Source organism: Streptomyces sp. NRRL F-6492, from assembly GCF_001280125.1.
In the GTDB taxonomy this organism is placed as follows: domain Bacteria; phylum Actinomycetota; class Actinomycetes; order Streptomycetales; family Streptomycetaceae; genus Streptomyces.
The window spans coordinates 1-229 of record NZ_LGEG01000196.1; the positions used below are offsets into that span (position 1 = coordinate 1).

A 229-nucleotide genomic window follows, 5' to 3' on the forward strand; every position below is an offset into this window, starting at 1 on the left:
CGGGTGCGGCGGCGGTTTCGTTGCCGGCCTTGTCGTAGGACCAGCCGGTGGTCGTGCCGTTGCTGGAGACGAGCTGGGAGGCGTCGTTGTAGACGTAGTTGGTGACGGCGTTGCCGACGGCGAGAATGTTGCCGGCCTTGTCGTAGGAGTAGTTCGAGGCGACGGAGGGTTCCCCCGTCTTCTGGGGTTCGACGCGGGTCAGGCGGCCCTGGCTGTCGTAGCCGTAGGT

The 229-nt window shown here is 66.4% G+C and carries 1 pseudogene; it reads right to left on the minus strand.

The features are described from left to right. Positions 1-229 (minus strand): annotated as a pseudogene (locus ADL08_RS15095) (RHS repeat-associated core domain-containing protein); the annotation flags it as partial.